This window comes from Halorubrum sp. Atlit-28R, from assembly GCF_003665955.1.
GTDB lineage: Archaea > Halobacteriota > Halobacteria > Halobacteriales > Haloferacaceae > Halorubrum > Halorubrum tropicale.
On sequence record NZ_QPLS01000004.1, the window covers coordinates 207,600 to 227,838 of the forward strand.

At 71.4% G+C, this 20,239-nt stretch carries 22 protein-coding genes and 2 pseudogenes; 13 read left to right on the plus strand and 11 right to left on the minus strand.

What is annotated here, in order from left to right; all coding sequences use genetic code 11:
* The first annotated feature begins 23 nt into the window (after positions 1-23).
* The 4 genes and pseudogenes from DVK06_RS08430 to DVK06_RS08445 all read left to right on the plus strand — a co-directional run bounded on the left by DVK06_RS08430 (position 24) and on the right by DVK06_RS08445 (position 3,729).
* Positions 24-1,073, plus strand: a complete 1,050-nt coding sequence (locus DVK06_RS08430) for an AAA family ATPase (RefSeq protein ID WP_121599970.1) — start codon at positions 24-26, stop codon at positions 1,071-1,073.
* Positions 1,070-1,723 (plus strand): protein sorting system archaetidylserine decarboxylase, encoded by a 654-nt coding sequence (locus DVK06_RS08435; RefSeq protein WP_053770979.1) that lies wholly within the window; start codon positions 1,070-1,072, stop codon positions 1,721-1,723. The genes DVK06_RS08430 and DVK06_RS08435 overlap by 4 nt, the downstream gene beginning before the upstream one ends.
* A gap of 88 nt (positions 1,724-1,811) precedes the next feature.
* Positions 1,812-2,463: pseudogene (locus tag DVK06_RS08440) on the plus strand (HVO_2922 family protein).
* Between the two features lie 105 nt (positions 2,464-2,568).
* Positions 2,569-3,729, plus strand: a complete 1,161-nt coding sequence (locus DVK06_RS08445; RefSeq protein WP_121599971.1) for a DNA primase — start codon at positions 2,569-2,571, stop codon at positions 3,727-3,729.
* A 55-nt stretch (positions 3,730-3,784) separates the two neighbouring features.
* On the opposite strand, the gene DVK06_RS08450 is transcribed toward DVK06_RS08445, so the two are convergent.
* Complete coding sequence (locus DVK06_RS08450) at positions 3,785-4,000, minus strand: hypothetical protein (RefSeq protein WP_053770426.1); 216 nt, start codon at positions 3,998-4,000, stop codon at positions 3,785-3,787.
* 176 nt (positions 4,001-4,176) lie between these two features.
* Here DVK06_RS08450 and DVK06_RS08455 point away from each other — a divergent pair, with 176 nt between their 5' ends.
* Positions 4,177-4,818, plus strand: a complete 642-nt coding sequence (locus tag DVK06_RS08455; protein WP_121599972.1) for an SWIM zinc finger family protein — start codon at positions 4,177-4,179, stop codon at positions 4,816-4,818.
* On the opposite strand, the gene DVK06_RS08460 is transcribed toward DVK06_RS08455, so the two are convergent.
* The 4 genes from DVK06_RS08460 to DVK06_RS08475 all read right to left on the minus strand — a co-directional run bounded on the left by DVK06_RS08460 (position 4,799) and on the right by DVK06_RS08475 (position 7,148).
* Positions 4,799-4,990 carry a hypothetical protein gene (locus tag DVK06_RS08460; RefSeq protein ID WP_053770428.1) on the minus strand — a complete coding sequence of 64 codons (192 nt, stop codon included), beginning with the start codon at positions 4,988-4,990 and terminating at the stop codon, positions 4,799-4,801. The genes DVK06_RS08455 and DVK06_RS08460 overlap by 20 nt on opposite strands.
* Positions 4,991-5,111: 121 nt before the next feature.
* Entirely contained in the window at positions 5,112-5,456 is a 345-nt protein-coding gene (gene rpl12p / locus DVK06_RS08465; protein WP_053770429.1) for a 50S ribosomal protein P1, read from the minus strand.
* A 16-nt stretch (positions 5,457-5,472) separates the two neighbouring features.
* Positions 5,473-6,513 (minus strand): 50S ribosomal protein L10, encoded by a 1,041-nt coding sequence (locus DVK06_RS08470; RefSeq protein ID WP_121599973.1) that lies wholly within the window; start codon positions 6,511-6,513, stop codon positions 5,473-5,475.
* On the minus strand, positions 6,510-7,148 hold the full coding sequence (locus DVK06_RS08475; RefSeq protein WP_053770431.1) for a 50S ribosomal protein L1: 639 nt from the start codon (positions 7,146-7,148) through the stop codon (positions 6,510-6,512). The genes DVK06_RS08470 and DVK06_RS08475 overlap by 4 nt, the downstream gene beginning before the upstream one ends.
* A gap of 294 nt (positions 7,149-7,442) precedes the next feature.
* Between DVK06_RS08475 and DVK06_RS08480 the strand changes: the two genes are divergently transcribed.
* Both DVK06_RS08480 and DVK06_RS08485 read left to right on the plus strand, forming a co-directional pair.
* The gene (locus DVK06_RS08480) at positions 7,443-8,987 is read left to right on the plus strand and encodes an acyl-CoA carboxylase subunit beta (protein ID WP_053770432.1); all 1,545 of its coding nucleotides are present in this window, start codon (positions 7,443-7,445) and stop codon (positions 8,985-8,987) included.
* Positions 8,987-9,310, plus strand: a complete 324-nt coding sequence (locus tag DVK06_RS08485) for a hypothetical protein (protein ID WP_053770433.1) — start codon at positions 8,987-8,989, stop codon at positions 9,308-9,310. Before DVK06_RS08480 ends, DVK06_RS08485 begins: the two co-directional genes overlap by 1 nt.
* A gap of 298 nt (positions 9,311-9,608) precedes the next feature.
* Here the strand turns inward: DVK06_RS08485 and DVK06_RS08490 are convergent, their stop codons facing one another.
* A complete protein-coding gene (locus DVK06_RS08490; protein ID WP_053770434.1) occupies positions 9,609-9,821 on the minus strand; it encodes a hypothetical protein in 213 nt (70 codons plus the stop codon).
* An 86-nt stretch (positions 9,822-9,907) separates the two neighbouring features.
* On the opposite strand from DVK06_RS08490, the gene DVK06_RS08495 reads away from it, so the two are divergent.
* Complete coding sequence (locus DVK06_RS08495) at positions 9,908-11,782, plus strand: biotin carboxylase N-terminal domain-containing protein (protein ID WP_121599974.1); 1,875 nt, start codon at positions 9,908-9,910, stop codon at positions 11,780-11,782.
* A gap of 5 nt (positions 11,783-11,787) precedes the next feature.
* Here the strand turns inward: DVK06_RS08495 and DVK06_RS19675 are convergent.
* Positions 11,788-12,018: pseudogene (locus DVK06_RS19675) on the minus strand (3-keto-5-aminohexanoate cleavage protein); the annotation flags it as partial.
* Positions 12,019-12,114: 96 nt separating this feature from the next.
* On the opposite strand from DVK06_RS19675, the gene DVK06_RS08505 reads away from it, so the two are divergent.
* The 3 genes from DVK06_RS08505 (at position 12,115) to DVK06_RS08515 (ending at position 13,694) form a co-directional block, all read left to right on the plus strand.
* A complete protein-coding gene (locus DVK06_RS08505) occupies positions 12,115-12,462 on the plus strand; it encodes a hypothetical protein (protein WP_053770437.1) in 348 nt (115 codons plus the stop codon).
* A gap of 146 nt (positions 12,463-12,608) precedes the next feature.
* Positions 12,609-13,082: a TRAM domain-containing protein gene (locus tag DVK06_RS08510; protein WP_053770438.1), complete on the plus strand. Its 474-nt coding sequence runs from the start codon at positions 12,609-12,611 to the stop codon at positions 13,080-13,082.
* A gap of 126 nt (positions 13,083-13,208) precedes the next feature.
* Positions 13,209-13,694, plus strand: a complete 486-nt coding sequence (locus DVK06_RS08515; protein ID WP_053770439.1) for a Tfx family DNA-binding protein — start codon at positions 13,209-13,211, stop codon at positions 13,692-13,694.
* 29 nt (positions 13,695-13,723) lie between these two features.
* On the opposite strand, the gene DVK06_RS08520 is transcribed toward DVK06_RS08515, so the two are convergent.
* A complete protein-coding gene (locus DVK06_RS08520; protein ID WP_121599975.1) occupies positions 13,724-14,785 on the minus strand; it encodes a succinylglutamate desuccinylase/aspartoacylase family protein in 1,062 nt (353 codons plus the stop codon).
* Positions 14,786-14,909: 124 nt separating this feature from the next.
* On the opposite strand from DVK06_RS08520, the gene DVK06_RS08525 reads away from it, so the two are divergent.
* On the plus strand, positions 14,910-15,737 hold the full coding sequence (locus tag DVK06_RS08525) for an MBL fold metallo-hydrolase (RefSeq protein ID WP_053770441.1): 828 nt from the start codon (positions 14,910-14,912) through the stop codon (positions 15,735-15,737).
* A gap of 56 nt (positions 15,738-15,793) precedes the next feature.
* Complete coding sequence (locus tag DVK06_RS08530; protein WP_121599976.1) at positions 15,794-16,882, plus strand: molybdopterin-dependent oxidoreductase; 1,089 nt, start codon at positions 15,794-15,796, stop codon at positions 16,880-16,882.
* 6 nt (positions 16,883-16,888) lie between these two features.
* Here DVK06_RS08530 and DVK06_RS08535 read toward each other — a convergent pair whose 3' ends face one another.
* From DVK06_RS08535 to DVK06_RS08545, 3 genes are all read right to left on the minus strand, one after another.
* Positions 16,889-17,281: a PIN domain-containing protein gene (locus tag DVK06_RS08535; RefSeq protein ID WP_121599977.1), complete on the minus strand. Its 393-nt coding sequence runs from the start codon at positions 17,279-17,281 to the stop codon at positions 16,889-16,891.
* Positions 17,278-17,490 carry an antitoxin VapB family protein gene (locus DVK06_RS08540; RefSeq protein WP_053770444.1) on the minus strand — a complete coding sequence of 71 codons (213 nt, stop codon included), beginning with the start codon at positions 17,488-17,490 and terminating at the stop codon, positions 17,278-17,280. Before DVK06_RS08540 ends, DVK06_RS08535 begins: the two co-directional genes overlap by 4 nt.
* Before the next feature lie 69 nt (positions 17,491-17,559).
* Positions 17,560-20,004, minus strand: a complete 2,445-nt coding sequence (locus DVK06_RS08545) for a DEAD/DEAH box helicase (RefSeq protein WP_121599978.1) — start codon at positions 20,002-20,004, stop codon at positions 17,560-17,562.
* Between the last annotated feature and the right edge of the window lie 235 nt (positions 20,005-20,239).

Genomic DNA, 20,239 nt, shown 5'->3' on the forward strand with positions numbered 1-20,239 from the left:
CGCCCGGCCCGGATCCGCACGACATGGACGGACCGCTGTGGACAGACGCGCACGCGCCCGACCTCGACGAGATCCGGCAGGACGAGGCCCGCGACCGCCTGCGTCGGGCCGTCGACGAGCCGATGAACCTCGTCGTCCAGGGGCCGCCGGGAGTCGGGAAGACGGCGGCGGCGCGCGCGCTCGCGGCGGCGTCGCACGCCGACCCGGATGCCGACCTGATCGAGATCAACGTCGCCGACTTCTTCGGGCGGACAAAAAAGGAGATCCGGACCGACCCGCGGTTCGAGGGGTTCCTCGCGGGCCGAAGCTCGATGGCGAAACGCGACATGATAAACCGCGTGCTGAAGGAGTCCGCGTCGTACGCGCCGATGTCCGGCGAGTACAAGACGGTCCTGTTGGACAACGCGGAGGCGATCCGCGAGGACTTCCAGCAGGCGCTGCGCCGCGTGATGGAGAAGCACCACCGCACCACCCAGTTCGTGATCGCGACGCGCCAGCCCTCGAAGCTCATCGCCCCGATCCGGTCGCGCTGCTTCCCGGTCCGCGTCCGATCGCCGACCACCGACGAGGCGATCGACGTCCTGGAAGCGATCTGCGAGCGCGAGGGCGTCGACTACGACGGCGACGGGCTGGAGTTCGTCGCCAGCGCGGCCGGCGGCGACCTCCGGGAGGCGATCCTCTCGGCGCAGGCGACCGCGGTCGAGGGCGGCGAGATCACCATGTCGACCGCCTACGAGACGCTCGGCGACGTGGGCGACGACGACGCGATCCGCGCGGCGCTCGCCGACGCCCGCGCCGGCGACCTGGCGGACGCCCGCTCGGCGCTCGACGACCTGCTCGACGAGGGGTACGACGGCCAGGAGCTGCTCCGCGAGACGCTCCGCGTCGCCCGCGCCGGCTCCGAGTACGGCGGCGACGACCTCGCGCGCCTCCACGCGCTCGCGGGCGAGGCCGACCTCGACCTGTCCGACGGGCTCCACGACACGACCCATCTCGTCCACCTGCTCGCGGCGTGGGCGGCGGGGCGGACCGAGCTCTCGCCCGGTCTCCGGGACGCGGAGGCGGCGCCGTGACCCGCCGCCCGCCGCTCTCGCGGCTGCTCCCCTTCCCGGTCGTCGACGCCGCGTGGGACCTGGCGCTCGTCCCCGCGCTCGCGGGCGCCGTCGCGCTGCCGTTCGTCCCGCCCGTCGGCGCCGCGCTCGTCGCGCTCGCCGTCGTGGTCCTTTGGTTCCACCGCGACCCGGCGCGCGACCCGCCGAGGGGCGACGAGACGGTCGTTTCCCCGGCCGACGGCACCGTCTCCGTGGTCCGCGAGGAGGGCTCGCGGCTCCGCGTCGGCGTGTTCATGAACGTCACCGACGTGCACGTGAACCGCGCGCCGCTCGCGGGCGAGGTGCGCGAGGTCCGCCACCGTCCCGGCGCGAACCGCCCGGCGTTCGACAAGGAGTCGGACCGCAACGAGCAGGTCGCGATCGACTTCGGGGAGTACGAGCTGCTCGTCATCGCGGGCTGGTTCGCCCGGCGGATCCACCCGTCGGTCGAGCCGGGGGACCGCGTCGAGCGCGGCGACCGCGTCGGACACGTCTCGTTCGGCTCTCGCGCCGACGTGGTGCTGCCCGCGGACGTGAGCCGCGACGACCTGCTCGTCGCCGAGGGCGACGGCGTCCGCGCGGGCGAGACGATCATCGCGGAGCGGCCGGACGCGGCCGACCCCGCGGCGTGACCGTCGAACACCGATCGACTGAGATACCACGCGAGACCCCGGATTTCGGGCGTACACTTTTCTTTGGCGGCGGTGACGCTTCTCGCGCATGCCCGACGACACCATCCACGAGTCGAGTCGGTCGCGGACCCGACAGGGGCTGGCCACGTACCTCCGCCGGATCGCCCGCGCGCTCGGTCGCGGCGAACCCGTACCGGTCGACGAAGGCGGGACGGTGACGGTCGACGCGGCCGGGACCGGCGACGTCGAGGTCGAACTCGAACGGGAGGACGGCACGGTCCGCTTCGAGATCGAGGTGGAGTGGCCCGACGAAGAGGTCGCCGTCGACGAGGACGCGAGCGCGAGCAGGGCGACGTTCGAGCTGTTCCGTGACAAGGCCGACGAGTACCGCTGGCGGCTCCGCCACGAGAACGGCAACATCATCGCCGACGGCGGCGAGGGATACGCCGACAAGCGCGACGCCAGCTCCGGGATCGAGAGCGTCCAGCGGAACGCGGCGGGCGCGCACGTGATCGACGATCTCGCGCGACGAGGAGGCGCCCGAGGAGGGCGGCAGCGACGCCGCGTTCGAGCTGTTCCGCGACAAGGCCGACGAGTACCGCTGGCGGCTCCGCCACGAGAACGGCAACATCATCGCCGACAGCGGACAGGGGTACGCCTCCAAGCAGAAGGCGAAACAGGGCCTCACCAGCGTCAAGTCGAACGCGCCGGGCGCGGCCGTCGAGGAGCCGGACGAGTAGGTCTCGGTCCAGCGGCGAGGCGCCCGCGGTCCGACCGCCGCCCCGCCGGCGGCGCGACCGCGGACCGCACCGCTTATTCGCCGGCCTTCACTACCTCTGAGCGACATGGACGCGCTCGACGCCAAGTACCCGTTCTTCGCGAGCGCCCGCGAGGCGGTCGCGTCGGCCGCGGTGTCGCTGCCGGAGCTCGTCGCGACCGACGCCCCGGCGGTCGACCGCGCCCGCGAGCGCGTCGAACGCGCCCTCCTCGAGGGGACCGTCGCCTCGGAGAGCGGCGCGTTCCCCGGCGAGTCCGCGTACGACGCCCAAGCGGAGCTGCTCTCGTACCCCATCGCGCGGATCCTCGTCTCGCTGCTCGACTCCGACCCCGCCATCGAGAAGTACGCCGCCGCGGAGGCGGCGACCGCCGTGGAGCGGGTCCGCCGCGACCTGGAGACCGACGACGAGCTGCGGTCCGTGTCGACCGCGACGGTCGGGCTCGACGACCTGCTCGCCGAGTTCGACCTCGCCGACGCCGTGCGACCGGACGCGACCGCGCCCGCCGGCGCCCGTGGCGCGGGTGCGGCGGCGGGCGGCGGGGCCGGCCGCGACCCCGACAGCTACCGGATCGACGTCGGCCCCTACCTCCGGCTCACCTCCCCCGAGTGGGGCGACTCGTGGCGGCTGGTCAACCGGGCGCTCGCCGACGGCGCGGTGCGGGTCTCCCGCGAGGAGCTGCTCGCGGCGCTGGAGGCCGCCGTCGAGGCGCGGGTCGCCGAGGGGCTCCCCTTCGAACTCGGTGCCGACGAGGAGATCGCCGCGGCGCTGGAGTCGCGCGTCGCCGACCTCCGCCGGCTGCTCTCCGAGCGGACGTACGCCGAGCCGCCGGATGTCATTGATCGAGACCTCTTCCCGCCGTGTATGACTAATCTCATTCACAAAGCCGAGAACGACACGGAACTCTCCGCGGCCGAGTCGTTCGCGCTGATGGCGTTCCTCGTCGGCATCGGCATGACGCCCGACGAGGTCGTCGCCTTCTGCGCCGACACCAGCCTCGACGCCGAGGGGATCCGTTACCAGACCGAGTTCCTCACCGACGACCGCGGGACCCAGTACCCCCCGCCGACCTGCGAGACGCTGGCGAACTACGGCATCTGTCACAACGAGGGCGACCACATGCAGGTCGCGCCGGACCCTCTCTCGTACTACGAAAAGCGAGTGGCGGCGGCCGACGACGTGACCGACTGGCGGGCGGACCGCGAAACCGACGGGACGGGAGCGGCGTGAGCGCGGCGAATCGAACGCGGCGACAGAAACAGCGGACCGCTGCGGCTCGACGGCCTTACGAGCCGCCGTTCGCCCGCATCAGGAAGGTCCCGACGCCGGCCATCAGCAGGACGAACCCGGTCAGGAGCCCGACGAGCGCGATCGCCCCCGCCTCCGGGAGGACCGTCGACCCGCCGAAGGTGACCCCGATGGCGACCAGCCCGACGATGAACACCGCGGCCGCCGCCAGCGAGACCGCGATCTGCCGACGGAACTCCGCATCGATTTCCATGTCCGCGGCTTCCCGTCGCCGCTAAAAAAGGACTTCGATGAGGGCGGCACCCCGCTCTGGGCGCGAACGGGGCCGAACCGGGGCGAAACGCCCGATTCTCCGCGGTTCGCCGGTGCGTTTACCAGTCTCGGGTCCCTATCTTCGGTCGAAGCGAGGCCCCCGCCTCGCGGTCGCCCATGACGCACACCCGAAACACAGCCGCGTCACCCGCCGATCCGAACCGCTCCGACACGCCCCGAGCGACGCGTTCGTCCCCGGCCGACGAGCGGGCCGAGCGGGCCCTCTCGGAGCCGATGACCGTCCGCCAGCTCCCGGACCGTCGGTACGTCGTCGACACCGACGGCGGCACGTACGTCGTCGCCCTCGACGCCGGGCGCTGTACCTGTCCCGACCACGCCATCCGCGGCGCCCGCTGTAAGCACCTGCGCCGCGTCGCGCTGTCGGTGACCGCCGGCGTCGTCCCCGCTCCCGACGAGCGCGTCGGCGCCTGCGCGGTCTGCGGGACGGCGACGTTCGTCCCCGCCGACGAGGGCGGGTCGTACCTCTGTGACGCCCACGCGTTCGACCCGGGAACCGTCGTCAGCGACCGCGAGACGGGCGACCGGCTCGTCGTGACCGCGGTCACGACCGAGCGCGCCGACGAGTACCGGACCGACGACGGCCGCCCCCTCGTCGACTACGCGTCGAACGCCGCGTACGGCGCCCACGAGCCCGCCGTCGAAGCCGTCTACGTCTCGTCGCTCCGTCCGGACTTCGCGCCCCGCGACGCGCGGACGTACGCCTTCCCGGCCTCGCGGCTCACCGCGCCAGAAACGTGATGTCCCGCCGCAGCGAGTACCCGCGCGGCACGCCGACGACCTCGACGCACTCCTCGCAGAGCACCCGCTCGTAGTCCCGGTTCGTGTCCTTCTCCAGCAGCGAGACGTCCGCGAGCGGGTACACCTCCCCGCACCGCGCGCACTCGGCTTTGTCTCCGTCGACGATGTTCATTACACACGTCTATCAGAGATTGACATATAAATTCGCGGACGACGTTATCACTCCGGATAGCGGGTCGTTGAAAAATCGGTACGGGTCGACGCGGTCGGCGTCGAGGGAGTCGCGCGCCGGCTCAGCCGAACAGCTCGCCGAGCCCTTCGCCGCCGTCGCCCTCGTCCTCGTCGTCGTCCGCCTCGTCGGCGGCGTCGGCCTCGTCGGCCTCGTCCTCGTCGTCGTCGTCCGCCTCGTCGGCGGCGTCGGCGTCGGCGGCGCCACCGGCGGACGCGCCAGCGGCCGGGGCCGCGGCGGCCGTCTCGATGGCCTCCTCGATGTCGACGTCCTCCAGCGCGGCGACGAGCGCCTTGACGCGGGACTCCTCGACGTCGACGCCGGCGGCTTCCAGCACGCCGGTGACGTTGTCTTCGTTGATCTCTTCGCCAGTCTCGTTCAGGATGAGCGCAGCGTAAACGTATTCCATTGGTGTGTACCTCGTGTTATCCGAACATCGCGCCGAGTCCTTCGCCGCCGTCGTCGCCGTCGTCGTCGGCGTCGTCGTCGGCCTCCTCGGCGTCTTCCGTGTTGTCGTCCGCCTGTTCCTCTTCCTCGTCGGCGTCGTCCGTCGCCGGCTCCGCGGCCGGCGCGGCCTCGACGCCCTGGAGCTCCTCGGGGAGCGCCTCCTCGTCGTCGATCTGTGCCGCAAGCGCGCGGAGCTGGGCGTCGGCCTTCCCGATCAGGTCGGGCACGACGTCCGGGCTCTCGATCTCCGCGAACAGGCCGACGGACTTCGCCTCGCCGGACGCCTTCGCGATGAGGGCGCCGGCGGTGGCGGCCGTCGGGTACGCGGCGTTGATCGAGAGGTTGCGCGCGGCGGCCGCGGCGGACCGGATGTCCGCCTCGTACTCGTCGACGTCGAGTTCGAGCTCGTCGGGCTCGAACAGCACGCCCTCGGAGTAGACGGCCTTCAGGTCGAGGCCGACCTCCTTGGGCTCGATGCCGAGCTCGACGAGGACGTTCGCGAGGTCGTCGTCGACGACCTCGCCCTCCTCCAGCACGGTCGAGTCCTCGGTCACCTTGATCGAGCCGTCCATGATGCGGGCGGCCGCGCCCACGGTCTGGAGCTCGCCGACGAACGGCCCCGGGTCGACGCCGGTGTCGCCCTCGGGGATCACGATGTCGTTGGGGGCCACCTCGCCCGCGTTGATCGGGGCGGGGGTCTTCGAGGCTTCGAGCTGCTTGAAGAGGCCGAACGGGTTGTCGTTGGTGCCGACGAGCGCCACCTGGCCGCTGACGTACTCCGTCAGCGCCTCGACGCCGTCGCCGACCTCCTCGAGCGCCCGGTTCGTGAGCGTGTTGCGGCTCATGCGGACGGCGGCCGAGCCGTGGAGCTCCCGGCGCATGGCCTGGAGCTGCCGGCTCGGGATGCCGGACACACCGACGATCCCGACGGACTGGTAGGAGTCGATGAACTCGACGAGCTCGTCGACCTCCTCCCGCTTCCACTCGGGGATCGTCTCGGTCTTGCGGACCGAGCTCATACGGGCACCTCCTTCGCGGGACCCATCGTGGTCTTCACGTAGATCCCGTCGATGTTGAGCGGGCCCTTCTCGAGGTTCGCTTCGAGTCGCCGGATGATGACGTCGATGTTGTCCGAGATCGCGTCGGCGCCCATGTCCTCGGCGCCGACGCGGGTGTGGAACGTGCGCCGGTCGCGCGACCGGAGCTGCACCGTGTTCTTCATCCGGTTGACTGTGTCGACGACGTCGTCGTCCGGCTGCAGTGGGGTAGGCATCTTCCCGCGCGGACCGAGGACGGTACCGAGGTACCGACCGATGTCCTGCATCAGGTTGGCCTCGGCGACGAAGAAGTCGGTGTCGTCGGCGAGGTCCTTTGCGCGGTCGTCGTCGTCTCCGAGGTCTTCGAGGTCGTCGCTGTCGAGCACTTCGTCAGCGACCTCCTCTGCGCGGACGGCGGTTTCGCCCTCCGCGAAGACGACGATCTGTGTCTCCTGCCCCGTTCCAGCCGGCAGCACGACGGACTCGTCGATACGGTTCGACGGATCGTTGAGGTCGAGGTCTCGCAGGTTGATCGCGATGTCCACGGTCTCGCGGAAGTTCCGCTCGGGCGCATCGTCGAGTGCGAGGGTTACGGCCTCTTGTATTGTGTCTGCCATTTTCACCTCCGTAGTACGCAGGTCGCTCCTACGGGTCAGTGAAACAGGCGAAGCCTGTCTCATCGGAGAGTGGTTCATCGGAGGTTTAAAAGCGTCGAACCGCCGGTCGCCGTGTGAACCGGCGACAGGGCCGCTCCGGGTCGTTCGCGCGCTCACGTTCGGATCCGGCGCCCGTCGTCGGCCGCCGCGGGACGGATTCGACGGGCGTCGAAGGCCGAAACGTCGGATAGGGGAACCCTTTTGACGGCGGTCGCCGACCCACGAGGTAATGACGCAGGGTGGTCCGCCGTGACGATGGACGACCGTATCGAGGACCTCCGCGAGCGCCGCGAGCGGGCGGCGAAGGGCGGGGGCGAAGACCGGATCCAGTCGCAACACGACAAGGGGAAGATGACCGCCCGCGAGCGGATCGACTACTTCCTCGACGACGGCACCTTCCACGAGTTCGACCGGTTCCGCACCCACCGCAACCACACGTTCGGGATGGAGGAACAGCAGATCCCGGGCGACGGGGTGGTGACCGGCTACGGCGAGGTGAACGGCCGGAAGACGTTCGTGTTCGCGCACGACTTCACCGTCTTCGGCGGGTCGCTCGGCGAGGTGTTCGCCGAGAAGGTGTGTAAGGTGATGGACAAGGCGATGGACGTGGGCGCGCCGGTCGTCGGCCTCAACGACTCCGCGGGCGCCCGGATCCAGGAGGGGGTCGCCTCGCTCGGCGGCTTCGCGGAGATATTCCGGCGCAACACGGAGGCCTCGGGCGTGATCCCCCAGATCTCGGCGATCATGGGGCCGTGCGCGGGCGGCGCGGTGTACTCCCCCGCCATCACGGACTTCACCTTCATGGTGAAAGAAACCTCCCACATGTTCATCACCGGGCCGGACGTCATCGAGACGGTCACCGGCGAGGAGGTGAGCTTCGAGGAGCTCGGCGGCGCGGTCACTCACTCGTCGACCTCCGGCGTGGCGCACTTCGCCGAGGAGAGCGAGGAGGAGGCGCTCGACAACATCGCGCGGCTGCTGTCGTACCTCCCCGCGAACAACGTGGAGGACCCGCCGCGCGTCGAGCCGTGGGACGACCCGGAGCGCGCCGACGAGGAGCTCGCCGAGATCGTCCCCGACGCGCCCCGGAAGCCGTACGACATGAAGGACGTGATCGCGAGCGTCACCGACGAGGGCTCCTTCTTCGAGGTGCACGAGAACTTCGCGAAGAACATCGTCGTCGGCTTCGCCCGCCTCGACGGCCACTCCGTCGGCGTCGTCGCGAACAACCCCCGCGTGAACGCCGGCACGCTCGACATCGAGGCGAGTCAGAAGGGCGCGCGGTTCGTCCGCTTCTGCGACGCGTTCAACATCCCCATCGTCACCTTCGAGGACGTGCCCGGCTTCATGCCCGGCACGGACCAGGAGCACAACGGGATCATCCGCCACGGCGCGAAGCTGCTGTACGCCTTCTCGGAGGCGACCGTCCCCCTGCTCACCGTCATCACCCGGAAGGCGTACGGCGGCGCCTACTGCGTGATGTCGTCGAAGCACATCGGCGGCGACGTCAACTACGCGTGGCCCACCTCGGAGATCGCCGTGATGGGGCCGAAGGGCGCGGTCAACGTCCTCTACCGCGAGGAGCTGGCCGAGGCCGACGACCCCGACGCGCGCAGGCAGGAGCTCATCGACGAGTACCGCGAGGAGTTCGCGAACCCCTACACCGCCGCCGACCGCGGCTTCGTCGACGACGTGATCGAGCCGACCGAGACGCGCGCGCGCCTCGTGGAGGACCTGAAGATGCTGAAGGGGAAGAACTCGGACCAGCCCGCCAAGAAGCACGGCAACATCCCGATCTGATGGCGGCCGACGACCACCCGGACGAAAGGGGGGCGACCGACCCGGCGGCGACCGCCGACCCGGCGGCCGCGCTCGCCGGGCTCTCGATCCCCGACGACGCCCGCGACGACGAGGCGGCCGCCATCGCCGCCGCGGTCGCCGCCCACCTCCGCGACGGCGAACTCGCCGCCGCGGCCGCCGCGAGCGAGGCGGACGACGGCCGCGACGAGGACCGCTGGGCGTTCGCCGGCCGGATCGAGCGACTCCGCCGCCGCCGGGTGCGCGTCCCGGCCGACGCGCCCGCGGACCCGTGGACCGCGGCGGGCAGGAGCGACCGGTTCTGACGCGCCGACGCGCCGCTCCGCCTTTCGGCGTTCGTCCGCCCGACCCGTCCCTGGTCGAGTCCTCGACACGTCGAACGGCGCCGCCGGACGCGGCGGCGTCCGACCGCGTACATTCCCCCGACAGCGCGGCGTCGGTCCGCCGCGCCGTCGATCCGGCCTCTACTCAGAGCGCGTCCGCAGATACGTCCGCTGACATATATACCTGTGGTAGCGGCTCACGCGGTCGGCCGGCGCGCCCGCTCGTCGCCGGCGAGGACGCCGGCGGTCGCGCGGCCCGCGTCGGTCGCGTCCGTCGCCGTTACTCCGCCGTCTCGTCGCCGTCGTCGGGGTCGGTCGGGCCGCCTCGGCCGCCGAGGAGTCGATTGAGGACCACCGGCACGACGGCCACGAAGACGAGGAGCGCGCCGATCCGGACCGGCAGCGAGGCGTCGGTGGCCGCGGTGAGTCCGAGGTAGACGGCCGCGCCGACCAGCACGGACGGCAGCACGTACGGGTTTCCCGCGTCGAGCATGCCTCAACCTGGCGCCCGCGGTCCCCTTAACCGTCTCGGCACGGACCGACAGAGTTTGGTAGCAGTTGGTGGAAGAACCGACAGGAATGTTCGATAAGGTTCTCGTGGCGAACCGCGGCGAGATCGCGGTCCGGGTGATGCGCGCCTGTGCGGAGCTGGGCGTCGACACCGTCGCCGTCTACAGCGACGCCGACAAGCACGGCGGCCACGTCCGGTATGCGGACGAGGCGTACAACGTCGGGCCCGCCCGCGCGGCCGACTCGTACCTCGACGGCGAGGCCGTCGTCGAGGCGGCGCGGTCGGCCGGCGCGGACGCGATCCACCCCGGGTACGGCTTCCTCGCGGAGAACGCCGACTTCGCGGCCCGCGTCGAGGCCGCCGACGGGATCACCTGGGTCGGGCCGTCGAGCGACGCGATGGAGCGGCTGGGCGAGAAGACGCACGCGCGGCGCGTGATGGACGACGCCGACGTGCCGATCGTCCCCGGGACGACCGAGCCCGTCACCGACGCCGAGGCCGTCACGGACTTCGGCGACGAGCACGGCTACCCGGTCGCGATCAAGGCCGAGGGCGGCGGCGGCGGCCGCGGGATGAAGGTCGTCGAGGGCGCGGACGAGGCCGCGGAGGCGCTCGAGTCCGCCAAGCGCGAGGGCGAGGCGTACTTCTCGAACGACTCGGTGTACCTCGAACGCTACCTCCAGACCCCCCGCCACGTCGAGGTCCAGGTCGTCGCCGACGACCCGAACGGCTCGGTGAGCGAGAGCGACGTGGTCCACCTCGGCGAGCGCGACTGCTCGCTCCAGCGCCGCCACCAGAAGGTGATCGAGGAGGGGCCCTCCCCGGCGCTCTCCGACGAGCTGCGCGAGAGGATCGGCGAGGCCGCCCGCCGCGGCGTCGCCGCCGCCGACTACACCAACGCCGGGACGGTCGAGTTCCTCGTCGAGGAGGACCCAGACCGCGACCCGTCGGAGCCGCTCGGCCCCGACACGCCGTTCTACTTCCTCGAAGTCAACACCCGGATCCAGGTCGAACACACCGTCACGGAGGAGCTGACGGGGATCGACATCGTCAAGGAACAGCTCCGGGTCGCCAGCGGCGAGGGCCTCTCGGTCTCGCAGGACGACGTGGAGCTCGAGGGCCACGCGATCGAGTTCCGGATCAACGCCGAGAACGCCGCCAACGACTTCCAGCCCGCCAACGAGGGGTCGCTGGAGACGTACGACCCGCCGGGCGGGATCGGCGTCCGCGTCGACGACGCGCTCCGCCAGGGCGACGAGCTGGTCACCGACTACGACTCGATGATCGCGAAGCTGATCGTCCGGGCCGGCGACCGCGAGGCGTGTCTCGCGCGCTCGAAGCGCGCGCTCGCGGAGTACGACCTGGAGGGCGTCGTCACCATCGTCCCGTTCCACCGGCTGATGCTCGACGACGAGCGCTTCGTCGACGGGACGCACACGACGAAGTACCTCGACGAGGAGCTCGACCGCGAGCTGGTCGCCGACGCGCAGGAGAAGTGGGGGACGGAGTCGGCCGCCGCGGGCGACGACGAGGAGGAAGCGGTGACCGAGCGCGAGTTCACCGTCGAGGTGAACGGCAAGCGCTTCGAGGTGGAGCTAGAGGAGCGCGGCGCGCCCGCGATCCCCGTGCCCGAGAGCGGCGGCGGAAGCGGGAGCGGCGGACAGCAGCGCCCGCCGCAAGCCACCGACGACGACGGCGGCGACGATTCGGGCGTCGACGTGGCCGAGGGCGGCGAGGCCATCGACGCGGAGATGCAGGGGACGATCCTCTCGGTCGACGTCGACGAGGGCGACGAGGTCGCCGCCGGCGACGTGGTCTGCGTCCTCGAGGCGATGAAGATGGAGAACGACGTGGTCGCCGAGCGCGGCGGCACCGTCGCGAGCGTCCACGTCGGCGAGGGCGACAGCGTCGACATGGGCGACGTGCTGATCGTGCTGGAGTGAGCGGGCTACCGACCCCGGAGCCCCAGTAGCTCCCGCGTCTGCTCGGGCGTCGCCACGGGCCGCCCGAGTTCCTCGGCGAGCCGCGCCGCCCGCGCCACTAACTGCTCGTTCGTCGCCGGCTCGCCCCGCTCGTAGTTCCGGTTGTCCTCTAAGCCCACCCGGACGTGCCCGCCGAGCAGCAGCGGCTGGGTCGTCATCGGGAGCTGGTGCGGGCCGAACCCGACCACGTTGAAACCCCGCGTCGGGGCGCACGCTCCGCTCCGTTCCGAGCCGATTCGATCCGGTCCGATCTGACCGACGCTGTTTAACCGACCGCCCGAGAACGGATGGCCATGGAGCCGGTCGACGACTGGCGGTCGGCGATCGACGAGGCCGGAGAGCTGACCGGCCCGATCGCGGCGGCGATCGTCGATGCCCACGGCGACCGGGGACAGCGCGCCATCGAGGCGGTCGGCGAGGGTCGCGTGAAGCGTTACCGCGACTTCACCGTCGTCGTGGGCCACGAGGACGAGTACGTCGTCGAGGGGGGAGAGTGTAACTGCGCGGACGCGACGTACAACCTCGACGCCGACGACCCCGACCAGCGCTGCTGGCACGCCATCGCGGTCGACGTCGCGGACGCGCTCGACGCCGTCGACCACCACGACATGTGGTACTCCGAGGTCCGCGAGTTCCTGTGAGGCCGCCGGGGTCCGCGCCCCGCCGCGCTCCCCGCTCTCTCCCCGTCTCGAAGCAGCCGCCGCTCGCCCGCGTGAATCGGCCGTTTTCGCGAACTTCGGTCTGAGAGTCGAAAACGTTTACAACGGCGGCCGGTCTCCCCTACGGTATGGCGGACTGTCCACTCGCCGACGACTGCCCCAGCTTCGACGAACGGATCCAGGGGATGGGGTGTCAACACTACGGCAACAAAGGCGGCGCGGAGTGGTGTAACCACTACGACATGCCGATCTACGAGCTGAAACAGCAGCCGGTCCAGCCCGGCGAGGCGGTCGTCGTCGAGGTCGACGACATCCACGAGAGCGGCGCCGGCGTCGGCCGCACCGACGACGGGTTCATCGTCCTCGTCGACGGGCTGCTTCCCCCGGCGCGCGCCGAGGTCAAGATCCACCGCGTGAAGTCGAGCCACGCGACGGCGCAAGAAGTGGTCGAGCGCCTCCCGGACGACCCGGACGAGGAGTCCGACGGCGAGGCCGCGGACGGCGACGAGGGGGACGACGAGGACGCGGACGACGAGCGCAGCCGCCGCGACCGCCCGGACCGCGAACGGCTCGGCAGCCGCGAGAACTTCTGGGGCAAGTGACGGCGTCCCGGGGGAGCCCCGCCCCACGGACAGTCCGGACGCCGTCGATTCTCCGCGCGACACGCGCCCGTCTCCGCCCGCCCGCGAATCCGCCGTTTTTTGACGGCCCGGCCCGTCGGTGACCACATGGTGGCAGACGAGGAGCGGCCGGATCCGGCGGACGTCGACGCCGATTCGATCCTGGAGCGAGCCGGCTTCGACGCCGACGAGAGCGTGCTCACCCGTCGGCAGGCCGAAGTGCTGGCGCTCCGCGAGCGCGGGCTCCGGCAGTCGGACATCGCGGACCGCCTCGGCACCTCGCGGGCGAACGTCTCCAGCGTCGAGGCGAGCGCCCGCGACAACGTCGAGCGCGCCCGCGAGACGGTCGCGTTCGCGGAGGCGCTGTCGGCCCCGGTCCGCGTCGAGATCGACGCCGGGACCGACCTCTACGACGCGCCCAAGCGCGTGTACGACGCCTGCGACGAGGCGGGCGTGAAGGTGAACCAGACCGCGCCCGAGCTGATGAAGTCGATCGGCGACCGCGCGGGCGACGCGGTCCGCGGCCGCGAGGTCCGCAACCGGCTCTTCGTGACGGTCGCCGCCGACGGACGGATCCGCGTCCGCCGGCCGTAGCCCCTCGGTTTCGCCCGCCGGCCGCCCCGTTACTCCCCGCCGATCCGCTCCGCGACGCCGACGAGCGTCGCGCCCGCGGTGACGGTCGCCTCCCGCGCGACCGAGTACGCGATCCCGTCGCGGTCGGCCCGCGCGACCTGGAGCGTCTCGAACGTCGTCGGGTCGAACACCTCGCCGACCCGCTCGCCCGCCGCGACGCGGTCGCCGACGGCGAGGTCGGGCTCGGGGACGAACAGCCCGGAGTCGTCGGCGATCACGCGGCCGAGGTGGTTGCGCGCCACGACGCCGTCCCACGGGTCGGGCTCGCCGCCGAGCAGCCCCTCGCGTCGGAGGACGCCGAGGGTTCCCGCCACGCCGGTCTTGACCGCCCCGGGCACGATCTCCTTGCTGTGGGCGAGCTCGGGCGTGATCGTCGGGATCCCCTCGCGCGTGGCCGCGACGCGGAGCTTCCCGGCGAAGCCGCGCTCGTCCCACTCGGTGTCCGCGTCGTCGCCCGCGGCCTCCGCGAGCAGGAGGTCGGTGCCGAACGCCTCCGCGAGCCCGCGGCAGGCGTCGTCGCCGCGCATGTACACCGTGTGCGTCGCCATCGACGGCGACCCGGTGTGGAGGTCGACGATCGCGTCCGCCTCGCTCGCGAACGCCCAGAGCCGGGACGCCATCCGCTCGTGGAGCGACCCCTCGGGGTCGCCGGGCCAACAGCGGTTCATGTTCGGCTGCCGCGAGTCGAGCGACTCCGGCGTCGTGTACGAGGCGCGGTCGAAGGTGAGTGGGTCGGCGACGGGCACCGTCACGAGCGTCCCGTCGAGGTCGGCGGCGCTCGGTCCGTCGGCGCGCTCCGCGTCGCCGGTACCGGACCCCTCCGCCGCGTCGCCCGTGAGCCGGTCGTGGAGGCGCCGGAGGACCGCCGTCCCGTTCACCTCGCGGCCGTGCTGGGCCGCCTGCGCGTACACGACGGGACCGTCGCCCGGCGCGTCGAGGACGGGGCCGTCGTCGCCGTCGACGAGCCGCCCCTCGCCGTACGCGTGGACGGTCGTCCGGATCGGTACGCCAGAGGGGAGCCGCGCGAGGGTGAGGGTACGACTGGTGTGCACGGTTCGGATCGGGGCGGCGCGGAGTTATACGTCCGGGGTGCGAGCGCGACGCGGTCGCCCCGGGTCGCCGGTCGCGGCGGCCTCGACCGCGGACGCTAAGGCCGTGGCCCGCGCATCCCGTCCCATGCGGGTCACCCTCCTCGGGACGGGCGACACGACGGGGACGCCGACCGTCGGCTGCGACTGCGACACCTGCGAGGCGGCCCGCGAGCGCGGGGTGTCGCGGTCGCGCTTCTCCGTCCACGTCGCCAACGAGCGCACCGGCGAGTCGCTGCTCGTCGACTTCAGTCCCGACTTCAGACAGCAGTTCCTCGCGGCCGACGTCCCCCTCCCGGACGCCGGGCTCGTGACGCACATCCACTTCGACCACCTCGACGGGCTGGGGAACGTCTACCGGCTCGTCGACGGGCTCCCGGTCCACGCGCCGAACGAGACGGACCCCGCGACCGACGAGAGCGTCGCGGAGACGATCCGGCGCAAGTACGACTACCTCGAAGACCGGATCGGCGTCCACGCCCGCGACCCGTTCGAGCCGTTCGAGACCTGCGGCTTCGAGGTGCGGTTCGTCCCCGTCGACCACCCGCCGCTCGTCTGTTACGGGGTCGTGATCGAGGACCCCGAGACGGGCGCGACGCTCTCGCTCACCGGCGACACCAGCTACGACGTGCCGGAGCGCTCCCGCGACGCGCTCGCCGGCGCGGACCTCCTGCTCGCCGACGCCATCGTCCCCGCGTCGCTGTGCGAACACCACCCGATCGGCGGGCGCCACGAGGGGCCAGACGGCGTCCCGCGGACCTTCGGCACGAAGCACATGACCCGGGAGGGGGCGCTCGCGCTCGCCGACGAGCTCGACGCCGACCGCACCCGCCTGGTCCACCTCGCGCACTACTACCCGGCCGACGAGGCGTTCGCGGAGCCGCTGGCGGTCGACGGCGAAGTGTACGAGCTGTGAGTCACGGCGCGCCGCGGGCTGTACCCTTTTGTCTCGCTAGCGCCTATCGCGCGTAGATGGCCGCGACGGACCGCCTCCGGACCGCGCTCGACCGCGTAGAGCCGCCGCCGCGCGCGGTCGACTGGTCGCTGTTCGCGTTCGTCGTCGCCGAGGCGCTCACCGGGCTGGTCTCGTTCACCGTCGGCGTCCCCGAGGGGTGGCCGCTGTTCTGGCTCCACCGCGCGCTCGGCGTCGGCATCGTCGCGCTGCTCGCGTGGAAGCTCGCGCGCGTGCGCCGCCGGCTCACCGACCCGAACCTGTGGCGGCGGTCGACCGCGCTCTCCGTCCTGACGCTCGTCGCCGCCGTCGGCGCCATCGGGACCGGGGTCGCGTGGGTGTTCGGCCTCGACGTGCGGATCTCCTACTGGACGCTGCTCTCGGTTCACGTCGGGTTCGGCCTCGCGCTGGTCCCGCTCGTGGCCGCCCACGCGTCCACTCGGTTCCGGCTCCCGCGCCGCGTCGACTTCGAGCGCCGGCGCACCGCCGTCACCTACTTCGCGCTGCTGGCGGCCGGCGGCGCGACCTACCGGGTCCAGCAGGGGGTCAACGACGCGCTCGACACCGCCGGCGCCGACCGCCGGTTCACCGGCTCGCAGCCGCGCGAGGGCGCGGGCAACGGCGCCTTCCCGATCACCTCGTGGGTGGCCGACGACCCGGACCCCATCGACCGCGACGACTACCGACTGACCGTCGCGGGGCTCGTCAGCGACCCCGTCGAGCTGACCGCCGACGAACTGGCGGCGGGCCACGAGACGGAGGCGCTGCTCGACTGTACGAGCGGCTGGTACACGGTCCAGGAGTGGGGCGGGATCCGCGTCGGCGACCTGCTCGACGCCGCCGGCGACCTCGACGACGACGCGGCGTACGTCCGGTTCACGTCCGTGACGGGCTACCGCTGGAGCCTCCCGATCGAGGAGGCCGAGGACGCCCTGCTCGCGACGCACGTCGGCGGCGAGCGCCTCTCGCACGGCCACGGCGCGCCGGCGCGGCTCGTCGCGCCCGACCGCCGCGGCTTCCAGTGGGTGAAGTGGGTGACGCGCGTGGAGGTCCGCGCGGAGTACGACCTCGGGCAGTGGGTGGTGACGCTGGTGAGCGGGTTCGACTGAGCCCCTTCAGACGAAATCGAAATCGGGTGCGTCACGAATCCCGTCGACGTTGAAGTCGGTGTCCGACACGGCGAGCCGTTCGTCTTGTGCGACGGCGGCCCCCGCGATGAAAGCGTCGCGGGCCGCGAGGGGATCTCCTCGATCACGGAGCGCATCCTGAAGCACCGCCGCTTCGCGAGCGACTGCCGCCGACGTATCGATCACATCTATCCAGTCCAGCGCCTCGTCGACCGCGCCGAGGTCCGTCGCTCCCGACTTGAACACCTCTCCTTGATACACTTCGAACAGCACGAGCGGCGGTGCGACCGCACGCTCGTCAGCGTGAGACTCGACATACTCGACGGCGGAGGATCGTCCCGCGAGGTAATCGATGAGGACGCTACTATCGTACAGGGTCACCGCGAGTCGACCCCGCGTTTCATCTCCCGGCGTTTCTCTCGGGCGCGCTCCGGCGCGTCGCTTCCCTCCCACAGGCCGGCCCCGGACCGGATATCCTCGCGGCGCTCGCGAAGCAACCGCGTCAGCAGGTCGTCGAAGGTCTCGTCGTCGCCTTTCAGTGAGGCGAGCGCGGCGTGTGTCTCCTCGTCGACGCGGATGCTCTTGCTCATGTCTACTCGTATACTACCTCGTATACAATATTCTTTCGCCGCTGTTGTCGTTCGTCCCCTCGATCAACGCTACTCGTACTCGCTGCCGACGACCTCGCGGATGCGCTCCGCGGTCACCTGCCCGACGCCGTCGACCTCCAGGAGGTCCGCCTCGCGCGCGGTCATCACGGCCTCGACGGTGCCGAAGTGCTCCAGGAGCGACCGGGCGGTGACGGGACCGATGTCGGCGATGGAGGAGACGACGTACTCCTGCTGTTCCGCGCGGGTCTTCGTCGTCTTCTCCCCGTGGACGCTCACCTCGCGGTCGCGCGTCTCCTGCTCGCGCCCGGCGATGGTGGCGAGCAGCTCGGTGGTGTCCCCCTCGTCCTCGGTGCGGAGCACGCTCACGTCGAAGTCGACCGCGAGCGACGCCAGCGCGCCGCGGATCGCGTTGGGATCGATGTCGCGCTGCCCGTAGAGGTTCGTGCCCTCGACGACCATCACGGGACGGGCGTACGCCCGCGAGAGCTCGCCGACCTGCTCGAACATCGAGCGGTCGGCGTCGAGCATGGAGTCGACGAAGTCGGCCGCCGACTTGCGCTCGACGGCGACCCGGTCGGAGAGCACGTAGTCGCCGACCGCGAGCGTCTCCAGCCGGGTGACGAGCCCGTCGCGCGTCGAGAGGTCCTTGGCGATGGAGGAGTCGAGCTCGCGCTGGTCGACGACGACCTCGACGCCGTCCTCGACCCCGGCGGTCGCGACGACGCCGTCGTCGTCGGAATCGGCTGCGGCCTCCTCGCTCTCGCCGGTGGCGTCCCCGTCGCCTTCGTCGCTCTCGCGCACCGCCTCCGCGAAGTCGGTGAGGCCGGCGTCGCCGCCGTCGTCCGCGCCGGTCTCCCCCTCGCCGCCGGCGTCCTCGGTCGACTCCGCGTCCCCGCCGGACTCGTTTGTGAACGCGTCGAGGCCGGCCTGTCCGTCGTCGCCGACGGAGTCCTCGATGTCGTCGGTCGCCGCTTTCAGCTCCGCGAGCTGGCTGGCCATCTCCTTCTCGCGGCGGCGCGAGATCCAGAAGAACGCCTCGTCGCGGGTGTCCTCGGCCATCAGGACGACCACCTTCCCCTCGGCCTGCCGGCCGGTTCGGCCCTTGCGCTGGATCGACCGGATCGCGGTCGGGACGGGCTCGTAGAAGCAGACGAGGTCGACCTCGGGCACGTCGAGCCCCTCCTCGGCGACGGAGGTGGAGACGAGCACCTCGAACTCGCCGGCCTTGAACTCGTCGAGCGTCTCCTGCTGCTGTTTCTGGGTCATCCCGTCGGAGCCGTCCTTGTCGCCCTGCCCGACGAACTTCCGCACGTCGAAGCTCGCGGAGAGGAAGTCCACGAGCGCCTCCGCGGTGTCGCGCGACTCGGTGAACAGGATGGCGCGCTCGCCGCCGTCGATCCCGAGCGTCTCGGCGAGCAGGATCCGGGCCTTCGAGAACTTCGGGTGGAGCCCGTCGAACGACGCCGCCTTCCGCATCGCTTCGCGCACCTTCGGGTCCGCGACCATCCGCTGGCTCGCCTTCGAGGCGCCCGAGGAGCGCGCGGCCTCGCGCTGGCGCTCGAAGTAGCGCCGGACCGACTCGACCGACTGCGTCTCGACCAGCTCGGTCGCGCGCCGGAGCTTCATCACCTCGGCGTGGGTGCTCATCCCCTTGTACCCGTCAGACTGGTCGTTGTCCATCATCTGCTTCAGCTGCCCCCGCATCTTGTTGAGGTCCTTCTGCGAGAGGTCGGGGTTCGTCGTGTTCGTCACCCCGAGCCGCTTCAGCTTCTCTAACCGGTCCGTGATTACCTCGTTGAGCGCGTCGCGGATCGCGAGGACCTCGTCCGGGAGGGTGACCTGCTCCCACTGGACGTCGGTGTCGTGCGTGTACTCGTCGACGTCCGCGTCCTCCTCGGTCATCACCTCGACGTTGCCGAGCCCGAGGTTCTCACAGACCGTCTCGATCTCCTCGGTGTCGCCGCCCGGAGACGCGGACATGCCGGTGACGAGCGGGTCGGCCGCGTCGGCGTGGTACCGCTCCGCGATGTAGACGTACGCGTAGTCGCCGGTCGCGCGGTGGCACTCGTCGAAGGTGAGGTGCGTCACGTCCGCGAGCGAGATCCGGTTGCCGACGAGGTCGTTCTCGACGACCTGCGGGGTCGCGATCACGACCCGCGCGTCGTCCCACAGCGCGGCGCGGTCGGCGGGCTTCACGTCGCCGGTAAACACGACGATCTCGTCGTCCGGAATCTGCAGCGCCTCGCGGTAGAAGTCTGCGTGCTGCTGGACGAGCGGCTTGGTCGGGGCCAAAAAGAGCGCCTTCCCGCCCGCCTCGCGGAGCCGCTCGGCGGTGACGAGCAGGCTGACCGTCGTCTTGCCGAGGCCGGTCGGCAGACAGACCAGCGTGTGTTCGTCGGCGGCGGCGTCCGCCAGCTGGAGCTGGTACCGGCGTCGCTGCAAGAACCCGTCGACGAGCAGATCCCTGTCGATCCCGGCGGCCTCGGTCGCCATCGGCGGTGCTTCGCCGCCGTCGGCCTAAAGCCTTCGCGAAGCGGGGTGAAAGTTATCCGTCGGCGGAGCGCTCCTCGCGGAGCTCTTCCGGAACGTCCTCGTCGACCAGCTGTGCCCACTCAGCGAGCCGGTCGCCGGATCGGGTTTTCGCACTCATCACGCGACGGATCTCCGTGATACGTCTTAACAGTTGCCCCGATTCTACATGATTTAGCACGGGTCCGGCCGGATCTCG